Source organism: Corynebacterium sp. HMSC074C01 (genome assembly GCF_001814605.1).
In the GTDB taxonomy this organism is placed as follows: domain Bacteria; phylum Actinomycetota; class Actinomycetes; order Mycobacteriales; family Mycobacteriaceae; genus Corynebacterium.
This window is the reverse complement of sequence record NZ_KV817272.1, coordinates 157,150-165,800: the sequence shown is the minus strand read 5'-3', so window position 1 is coordinate 165,800 and position 8,651 is coordinate 157,150. Positions and strand designations below refer to the sequence as shown.

Genomic DNA, 8,651 nt, shown 5'->3' with positions numbered 1-8,651 from the left:
TCAGGTGTCTACCAAACAGGGGTCAGGTCCGGGTCAGTTACAGTTACGGCTGTGGCGACTGGAGAAATTAGCGCAGACCGTCAAAGTTGGGGGCGTTGCGTTTGAGCGACACGTTTGACCTTTGGGAACTTCCCTATGAGGGGAAGACTGTCTACGTCCTGTTTGCAGCACGGGCGATCGTTTCTGCTTTAACAGATTTAGACGACACTTTAAGCCTTTCTACTTCGGGCGAGATTCGGTCGCGGGTTGCACAGTGTTCCATACCCCGTGGATTGATGGATAAGGTGCCGGCTGCATGTCTTATACGTGAGGGGCAGGTCGTTTCGCGCGTGAAGGACGTTGATCATTCGTTGGTCTTCAGGGAGAACGCGGCGTCAGGGTGGGACGAGGACGGCCTGAGCCACTTCTTCGCGGGCAAGACTGTAGATGTCCTTGAGCCCGGTAGTCGTGCGGCGCGGGTAAGACTCCGTGATGGCTTTAAGCGGATCGACTTTCTTCCTGTTGGCAACGAGTCAGTACGGCAGAGGCGCGTTGAATTGCCACACATCCCCATCGCGCGGGCGCGTGGGAAGTCAGCAGGAAGTTCGCATTGGCGGCGCTGTCCTTCGTTCTTTTGTTTTCGGGCCGGCGATTCGTGACCGCCTAGAACCAGTGATTGACCCCGTGGCTAAGCGTGTTCCGGACATGCATAGCCGGGGTGAGTTCTACGGCATGGTGTTTGAGTTCTTCCAGATTGACCATGTGATTGATTTCGTGGCGTCTCTGTTCAGTCCGATTGGCGCTGTCGTCATTCCGCTCGCAGGCTTGGTGGTGGCCTACGTTGCCGGCTGGAAGGGCGCGCGGGACACGGGCACCTGGTGGGAGGCGGCCGGGCGTGCCCTTGGAAATGAAAGCGAGCTTCCGGCCTTCGAAAGGTGAGACGAAGCCCTTAACGGTGGTTAAAGGATCCTAATTACGGGCTCAAAAAATGGTGGGATTCAAGTGGTAGTTGAGAGGAGAATTCTCGGGGCCGTCCTGTTAAAGGATCGACAAAGGAAATGCGTGTTGCCGTCAGATGCATGGGAATCCGCATGTCTTCGGCCTCTGCCGGGAAAATCACCGGGTATATGGGATCACCAATAATGGGGATGCCTGCCTGAAGCATGTGTAGGCGGAGCTGATGGGTCTTTCCGGTATGTGGTTTGAGCGTGTATCGCGCCAACGCCGGAAGCGACCCATGCAGCATTTCGTAGGGGTTCTTATCTACTGGTTCCACGGCGGCTACTTCGGTGATGGCGTTGACCTCGCCCTCGACGATGCGCCCTTGTAGCTCCCCCGGGGTCTTCTCCATGCGGGAGCGCCAGACGGTGCCTGGTGAGACGTCGGCAAGCGGGGCGATGGCTTCGTAAGTCTTGGTGACGCGGCGCTCGGCGAAGAGCGTTTGGTAGGCGCCTCGTACTGAGCGGTCCTTGGTGAAGACGAGAATGCCCGAGGTAAGCCGATCGAGGCGATGTGCTGGGGAGAGCTCGTTGTTGCCTGTCTTCCGACGTAGGCGCACGGTGGCAGTCTCCGTGATGTGGCGGGCGCGCGGCATCGTGGCCATGAAGGGTGGCTTGTCCACTACTAAGAGGTGCTCGTCTTCGAACAGGATTGGAATATCGTAAGGGACGGGCGTCTCTGGAGCCGGCATGCGATAGAAGTAGACCACCGCGTTGGTGGCGAGGGTGCTGTCGGGGCGAAGAGGGGAACCATCTTGGCGCACAACTTCGTTGGTGTCGAATCGTGCCTGAAGAGCGGCCTCGTTGTCCTCGGGATGGCGATGGCGCTGCGTGGTGATGAGATTGTGTATGAAGTCCCACGCGCTGATTGGCCCGTCGGACACGCGAGCGTGGGTGGGGTTTAGTCCATCGCGAATAGGAAGTGGTGTTGCGCCACGCCTTTTTTGCGATATTCTTTGTCTCATGGATATCAACTCTATTCTCGCACCCGTCATCGATTTCTTTTCCAATGGTATCGGTGCCGTGATTCGTGACATTGTCGTGGCCGCCTACAATCTTCTTTTCCCTGCGAACGCAGATGCAGCGACCACCCCACAGGTCTAGTAATAGGTATTAGACTGGGAGTGTAAGCACTTCGAAAGGAAAGGTCATGGCAAAGGAAGACATTGTCGTCGTAGCCGTCGATGGTTCGGAAGCGTCGGAGAACGCCGTCCGCTGGGCTGCCAACACTGCGGTGAAGCGGGGTATCCCACTGCGTATCGCATCGAGTTATACGATGCCGCAGTTTCTCTACGCCGAAGGCATGGTCCCGCCGAAGGAGCTTTTTGATGACCTCCAAGCGGAAACCTTGCAGAAGATCGAAGAGGCCCGCGCTGAGGCCCACAAGGTTGCCCCGGATCTGAAGATTGGTCACACCGTGGCTGAAGGTTCCCCGATCGACATGCTGTTGGAGATGTCTAAGGACGTCACCATGATTGTCATGGGCTCCCGCGGTATGGGCGGTCTTTCTGGAATGGTCATGGGCTCGGTTTCTGCCTCCGTGGTCTCCCACGCCTCCTGCCCGGTGGTCGTAGTTCGTGAAGATAACCACGTCACTGAGTCCACCAAGTACGGTCCTGTCGTCATCGGTGTCGATGGATCCGAGGTCTCCCAGAAGGCGACGGATTACGCCTTCAAGGAAGCGGATGCCCGTGGCGCAGAGCTGATTGCCGTTCACACGTGGATGGACATGCAGGTGCAGGCTTCCCTGGCCGGACTTTCGGCAGCCCAGGCTGAATGGGCTGAGGTGGAGAAGGAACAGGCAGAACTGCTGACCGAGCGCCTCGCAGAGTTCCAGGAGAAGTACCCGGATGTACAGGTCAAGAAGGTTATCGCTCGTGACCGTCCGGTCCGTGCGCTGACGGAAGCTTCCGAGGGCGCTCAGCTGCTTGTCGTGGGTTCGCACGGCCGAGGTGGCTTCAAGGGCATGCTCTTGGGCTCTACCTCCCGCGCGCTGCTGCAGTCCGCACCGTGCCCGATGATGGTGGTTCGCCCAGACTCAGAGTAACTAAGGCATAACCCCGCTATAACGATTCGGACCCATCTATTGGATATATGGTGGGCCCGGGTCGTTTTGGTGTTTTAACGCGTACGGTGGGGGTACGTAGATAAAAGCTATTTACTGTTTAGAGAAGGAGTGAGTGACATGGGACTTGGTCTCGGTTTCTTTGGTTCGATTGTTGTTGGCATCATTGCGGGTTGGCTCGCAGAGAAGATTATGAAGCGTGACCAGGGGCTGTTCACTAACCTCATCGTTGGTGTTATCGGCGGCCTCATTGGTGGCGGTTTGCTGGCGCTCTTTAACAAGAGCGTTGGTGATAGCTGGTTCTTGATGATTATCACTGCGACCGTCGGCGCTTGTATCCTGCTGTGGATTGTGGGAGCCATTACGGGCCGCAAGAAATAATAATTCGCATACATACCGGTTTGTCTATATTGTATAGATGAACCGGTTTTGTCATGTAAGGAGAAGAAATGGCCGAAAAGAAGTCGCGACGCAATCGCCCGAGTCCGCGTAGCCGACTACTCGAATCCGCCACGCGGCTCTTTACCACCGAAGGTATTCGCGTCATCGGAATCGACCGCATTCTGCGCGAGGCAGATGTGGCAAAGGCTTCGCTCTATTCTCTTTTCGGCTCCAAGGATGCCCTCGTTATCGCATACGTCGAGGCCCTTGACGAGGAGTACCGCGCGGATTGGCAAAAACGCACCGAGGACGCCACCGACCCAGAGAGCAAGATCTTGGCTTTCTTTGACAAGGCCATCGAAGAGCAGCCAGCCATGGAGTTTCGCGGATCGCACTTCCTTAACGCGGCTGGCGAATACCCACGCCCAGAGACAGACGCCGAGCGGGGCATTGTGTCTGCTTGCGTAGAGCACCGCACGTGGATTCATTCCACCATCACGGCGCTGCTTAACACTAAGAATGGCTACCCCTCAGAGGAGCAGGCGAGCCAGATTCTTATCTTCCTTGATGGTGGCCTGGCCGGCGCGCGCCTGACCCGCGACGTTGCCCCGCTCGTTACCGCGAAGCAGCTGGCTATTCAGCTTCTGTCGGCGCCTCCGGCCGATTATTCGATTTAAGAATCTTTCGTGCCTCCGCCACAATCGCTGAGTGGCGTTTGCGGGCAGCAGCCACTTCTTCCTTGTGTTTGGGGTCTTCCTTAAGGCGCCGTTTAGCGGCCTTCTTCTCTTTTTTCTCTTCCTTATCCCGCCAGCGTCGAATGCTCTCGCGCCGTAGTTCGTGGACAGCTTCTGGTAGAGGATAACGGCGGCGCAGGATGAATTCATACACCAAGGTCTGTAGCAGGGTAAAGAGATAGGTGCAGCCCCAGTAGAAGATGATTGTCACGGGGATGGGGCCGTTCCAGGCCACTGACCACAACATCCAAGGGATCAGAATCACCATGAGTGCCATGAACCATAGCAGGCGGCGCGGTATTTTCTGATCGAAACGCGTGGTGAGGTAGCTGCGGTAGAGCGTGATCAGGGTGTTGAGGGATGTAAACACGAGCGCCGCCAGAAGCATCGGCAGGATCAAGTCGTGATGTTCGCGAGCGAAATCGGTCAGGGGGACCCCAAAAACTGTGGAGTTGCGGAATGAGGAGACGTCGTCAAGCGTGAGCATTCCTACTGGTTCATTCGTGGAACCGGAAACCCTAAGCACCACTTGGTAGAGCCCGATGAAGGCCGGAGTGATGAGAAATATGGGAAAGCATCCCACCGCAGGGTTGTGCTGAAAGCGTTTATTGAGCTCACGCTGCTGGGTCAGGATAGTAACGGCTTCTTCGACCGAATCAGCCTGGTTGAGCTGTTCGTCGAGCTTGGTCATCTCCGGGCGTATGAGAGCGCCAATGCGGCCTTGTTTTACCGAGAGCCAATTGAGCGGGGCGATGATTCCGCGGACTGTGAGTACCAAGAAGACGATGGTGAGAATCCACGCCATCGAACCGTCCAGGAAAGAAGCAAATAGTAGGTTCCAAAGTTTCATGATTCCGGAGACCGGGTACATGAAGATGCTGATCATCGCCTTTTCCTTTTCCTGCAGGGTGGTGGAGCATCTACACATTACAGGGAAGCTAAGATGCTGGTATGCCTCACCCCACTGCACGCACTCGACCGACCGTAGGTACCGTCATCGGTGAGCTTATGCTGACGGCCGGCGTGCTGTTGCTGCTTTTCGCTTTCTATGAGTCCTATTGGACCAACATTAAGTCTGGCCAGATGCAGGACCAAGCCAATGAGACGCTTGAGGAAGAATGGCGCAACCCGCGTGGAGGGGGTCACGCCCCGAAGCTTGGTGAGGCCTTCGCGCGCCTCTACATACCGGCCTTTGGCTCGGATTTCGCTTTCGCGGTCCTGGAAGGTACCAACGAGGATGACCTATTGCGTGGACCCGGCCGCTACACGGAGACGCAGATGCCCGGTGAGCCGGGAAACTTTGCTGTAGCTGGGCACCGCGTGGGCAAGGGCGCTCCTTTTAATGATCTGGGAAACCTGGACACCTGTGATGCCATCGTCATCGAAACCGAAACGGAGTGGATCACCTACCGTGTTTTGCCCATTGATGGTGTCCCGGGCGGCTGTTTTAGCCCAGAGCAACAGGCCAAACCGGAGTACCAGCCGGTGCAGGGCCGCCATATCACGCTGCCGGGCGATGTCAGCGTGCTCCAGCCCATCCCCGGTGCGGAGGGGGTTGAGCCCAGCGAATCCCTACTCACCCTCACCACCTGCCACCCGCAGTTTTCCAATGCGGAGCGCATGATCATTCACGCGATGGAGACCGACCGGGAAGCTAAAGCACCCGGCTCAGATGACAATGACCGCCCCGCCGTCTTGGAGGAGAACTAATGTATCGCGCACTCTGGAACTTGTTGCCTGGCCCCACCGCGGTGAAGGCGTTGTTGGCGCTGGCTCTTGCCGCGGGGGTTTTCTTCCTGCTCATGGAGGTTATTTTCCCCTGGGTAGCGGCGCAGATGCCCTATAACGACGTCGCCGTTTAGGCCTTTTACCGTTTAGGTGTTTACGTGCTTAGGTCTTTATAGACCTAAGCGGTTGATCGCTTCCTGCGCTATGAGCTGGGGCTTGAGGGTCTGCAGCTGATTCGACCACACCACCACGGCATGGTTCTCCTTCTGCACAGCAAAGACCGTGTGATCCTCAAAGACACCGCGTCCGCCTGACCACCCATCGAATTCGGCGAGCTCCGTGTCCTCCACCGGTGCAGCCCAATCCACGACCGCCCGGGCCTCCTCCACGCTGGGCATCTGCCGCACCAGGACGGTGGCTTGTGGGTCCTCAGGGTAGGACCAGAACACGCAGGCGGGGGTGCTAAAGCGCTTGTCGACGCCCCACCGTGTCATCCTTTGCCCATTCGTATCGGCGACCCACTGGGTATCCAAGTAAGGGCAGTCTTCCCAGTCGCTGACCTCGGCGGTAGCGTCCGCGGGCAGGCCGTCGCCTGCGTTGAGTTCTGGCGCGGGGCTGGTGGTGTGGGCGCTGTTGGTGAGGTCCTGAGCCTCCGAGCACCCCACGGTGGCTAAGCCGATACCGATCAGGCAGGCGGCAAACGAGGGAAGTAGGCTGTGGCGCATGACGTCCACATTAGACCAGCGCTCAGTTGAATCGGATGCCCTGCGCAATGGTATTCACGTCCTGACAGCGACGCTGCTGGTGGTGGCGATTTTTACCACGGTGCGCCTACCGCTGTGGCAGGGCGTGTTGAACCTCCTGCTCCTGGTTTCCTTTGCTGTGGTTTACTTCGGGGGATCGGCTTACTTGGAGGTCCTTCCGCGCGTCGCGCGTTATGGCTGGATGGTCATCCTCACGGTGTTGTGGCTCGCTGATTTGGCAGTGGCGCCCGCGGCCATCTACCTGGTGTTTTCCCTGTACTTTGTCTACCTCTACGTGCTGGAGATGATCCCCGGTGTCATCTGCGTTATCGCGGCCACGGTGATGACCGTGCTGGTGCAGATACCGGGTGGGCTGTCCTTCGGCGGCATCATGGGCCCCGCGGTATCGGCCCTGGTGACAATCGCGATTACCTACGCCTTCCGCGCGCTGAGCCGTATGAACCAAGAATTGGTGAAGACCCGTTCGCAACTCGTGGAGTCTGAGCGCACGGCCGGAATGACGGCAGAGCGCCAGCGCATCGCCCACGAAATCCACGACACCCTGGCGCAGGGCCTGTCCTCCATCCAGATGCTGCTGCATGCCGCTGACCGTGACCTCGACCAAGAAGATATTCCCAAAGCACAAGAGCGCATTGAGCTCGCGCGGCGCACCGCAGCGGATAACCTTCATGAAGCGCGCGCCATGATTGCGGCACTTCAGCCGGCGGCACTATCGGAAACTTCCCTGGGAGCTGCCATGACGCGGATGGCGGATAACTTCGCGGCAACCGGTGGGGTCGACGTGTCTGTGGACGTTGAGGGCGATACGCAGCAGTTGCCCATGAAGGTGGAAGCGGCGTTGCTGCGGATTGCGCAGGGGGCGATGGGGAACGTCGTCAAGCATGCCCATGCCAGCAAGGCGCGGGTCACCGTGACCTATGCGCCGGATGAGGTGCGCGTGGACGTGGTGGACAATGGAGACGGCTTTGATGTCGAGGCAGTGGAGAATAAGCCGGCGGGGTTGGGACATATTGGTCTATCGGCGATGCGCAGGCGTGCCGAGGAGCTCGGCGGAGAGGTCGTGATTGAATCCACCCCAGGCAGCGGCACGGCGGTCTCAGTTAGTGTGCCCTTAGATAACGATGTAGATTAGGAATTTGTCCACACCGTACCAATGAGGAGGAAGCCCGTGATTAGGGTCTTGCTTGCCGACGACCACGAGATCGTACGCCTAGGTCTACGCTCGGTGCTCGAGGGAGCAGAGGATATCGAGGTCGTGGGCGAGGTAGCTACGGCCGAGGCCGCTGTTTCCGCGGCACAGGCGGGTGGCATCGACGTCCTCCTCATGGATCTGCGTTTCGGCGCGGGCATCGAAGGCACGCGCGTCATGGGCGGCGCGGAAGCAACCGCTGCTATCCGCTACTCCATGGAGAATCCCCCCAAGGTGCTCGTGGTGACCAACTATGACACCGATGCGGATATCCTCGGAGCCATCGAGGCCGGAGCGGTGGGCTACCTGCTGAAGGATGCGCCACCGGTCGAGTTGCTCGCGGCGGTACGCTCGGCGGCCGAAGGAGATTCGGCACTCTCGCCCGTGGTGGCCGATAAGCTGATGACCCGCGTGCGCACCCCGCGCACCTCCCTTACCCCGCGCGAGCTTGAAGTATTGAAGCTGGTGGCGGCAGGATCCTCCAACCGTGAGATCGGTGTGGAGCTGATGTTGTCAGAGGCGACGGTGAAGTCCCACCTAGTCCATATTTACGATAAATTGGGCGTGCGCTCCCGCACCTCCGCCGTGGCTGCTGCCCGCGAGCAGGGCGTTCTTTAAAGATTGTTGGCGTTGCGGTACGCCAAAATCACCTCGTTGGGGATCTTGCCGCGCTCAGCTACCTGGTAGCCGTGCTTGGCGGCCCACGCGCGGACATCGGCTGGCTTATAGCGGCGGGGGTCCTTTTTAACGGGGGGGCGGGGCGCCTTGATGAAGGGGGGCAGCGCAGCGTGGAATTTGTCGGCGTTTTCTTGG

General features: G+C 58.5%; 13 protein-coding genes. 9 read left to right on the top strand and 4 right to left on the bottom strand.

Annotation, left to right across the window (positions count from 1 at the left end):
* Positions 1-663 precede the first annotated feature (663 nt).
* Positions 664-918, top strand: a complete 255-nt coding sequence (locus tag HMPREF2978_RS13435; RefSeq protein ID WP_246818723.1) for a hypothetical protein — start codon at positions 664-666, stop codon at positions 916-918.
* A 34-nt stretch (positions 919-952) separates the two neighbouring features.
* Here the strand turns inward: HMPREF2978_RS13435 and HMPREF2978_RS04470 are convergent, their stop codons facing one another.
* Positions 953-2,005: a pseudouridine synthase gene (locus HMPREF2978_RS04470; RefSeq protein ID WP_083316489.1), complete on the bottom strand. Its 1,053-nt coding sequence runs from the start codon at positions 2,003-2,005 to the stop codon at positions 953-955.
* Here HMPREF2978_RS04470 and HMPREF2978_RS13200 point away from each other — a divergent pair.
* The 4 genes from HMPREF2978_RS13200 to HMPREF2978_RS04455 all read left to right on the top strand — a co-directional run bounded on the left by HMPREF2978_RS13200 (position 1,941) and on the right by HMPREF2978_RS04455 (position 4,100).
* Positions 1,941-2,081, top strand: a complete 141-nt coding sequence (locus tag HMPREF2978_RS13200) for a hypothetical protein (RefSeq protein WP_168166439.1) — start codon at positions 1,941-1,943, stop codon at positions 2,079-2,081. The genes HMPREF2978_RS04470 and HMPREF2978_RS13200 overlap by 65 nt on opposite strands.
* A 46-nt stretch (positions 2,082-2,127) precedes the next feature.
* Positions 2,128-3,024: a universal stress protein gene (locus HMPREF2978_RS04465; RefSeq protein ID WP_070744277.1), complete on the top strand. Its 897-nt coding sequence runs from the start codon at positions 2,128-2,130 to the stop codon at positions 3,022-3,024.
* Between the two features lie 138 nt (positions 3,025-3,162).
* Positions 3,163-3,423: a GlsB/YeaQ/YmgE family stress response membrane protein gene (locus tag HMPREF2978_RS04460; protein WP_010188457.1), complete on the top strand. Its 261-nt coding sequence runs from the start codon at positions 3,163-3,165 to the stop codon at positions 3,421-3,423.
* A 68-nt stretch (positions 3,424-3,491) separates the two neighbouring features.
* Positions 3,492-4,100, top strand: a complete 609-nt coding sequence (locus HMPREF2978_RS04455; protein ID WP_070525979.1) for a TetR/AcrR family transcriptional regulator — start codon at positions 3,492-3,494, stop codon at positions 4,098-4,100.
* Here HMPREF2978_RS04455 and yidC read toward each other — a convergent pair.
* Complete coding sequence (gene yidC / locus HMPREF2978_RS04450) at positions 4,057-5,043, bottom strand: membrane protein insertase YidC (protein ID WP_070525976.1); 987 nt, start codon at positions 5,041-5,043, stop codon at positions 4,057-4,059. The two genes, HMPREF2978_RS04455 and yidC, sit on opposite strands and share 44 nt — an antisense overlap.
* Before the next feature lie 65 nt (positions 5,044-5,108).
* On the opposite strand from yidC, the gene HMPREF2978_RS04445 reads away from it, so the two are divergent.
* Together HMPREF2978_RS04445 and HMPREF2978_RS13195 are read left to right on the top strand one after the other, a co-directional pair.
* Complete coding sequence (locus tag HMPREF2978_RS04445) at positions 5,109-5,867, top strand: class E sortase (protein WP_070744275.1); 759 nt, start codon at positions 5,109-5,111, stop codon at positions 5,865-5,867.
* Positions 5,867-6,019: a hypothetical protein gene (locus HMPREF2978_RS13195; RefSeq protein ID WP_168162400.1), complete on the top strand. Its 153-nt coding sequence runs from the start codon at positions 5,867-5,869 to the stop codon at positions 6,017-6,019. Before HMPREF2978_RS04445 ends, HMPREF2978_RS13195 begins: the two co-directional genes overlap by 1 nt.
* A 36-nt stretch (positions 6,020-6,055) precedes the next feature.
* Here HMPREF2978_RS13195 and HMPREF2978_RS04440 read toward each other — a convergent pair whose 3' ends face one another.
* Positions 6,056-6,610: a DUF2020 domain-containing protein gene (locus HMPREF2978_RS04440; protein ID WP_070525972.1), complete on the bottom strand. Its 555-nt coding sequence runs from the start codon at positions 6,608-6,610 to the stop codon at positions 6,056-6,058.
* Between HMPREF2978_RS04440 and HMPREF2978_RS04435 the strand changes: the two genes are divergently transcribed.
* Complete coding sequence (locus HMPREF2978_RS04435; protein WP_070744273.1) at positions 6,609-7,781, top strand: sensor histidine kinase; 1,173 nt, start codon at positions 6,609-6,611, stop codon at positions 7,779-7,781. The genes HMPREF2978_RS04440 and HMPREF2978_RS04435 overlap by 2 nt on opposite strands.
* 36 nt (positions 7,782-7,817) lie before the next feature.
* On the top strand, positions 7,818-8,456 hold the full coding sequence (locus tag HMPREF2978_RS04430) for a LuxR C-terminal-related transcriptional regulator (protein WP_010188464.1): 639 nt from the start codon (positions 7,818-7,820) through the stop codon (positions 8,454-8,456).
* Here the strand turns inward: HMPREF2978_RS04430 and HMPREF2978_RS04425 are convergent.
* Positions 8,453-8,651, bottom strand: a 199-nt coding sequence (locus HMPREF2978_RS04425) for an Lsr2 family DNA-binding protein (protein WP_210398333.1), incomplete at its 5' end; no start/stop codon positions are given. The genes HMPREF2978_RS04430 and HMPREF2978_RS04425 overlap by 4 nt on opposite strands.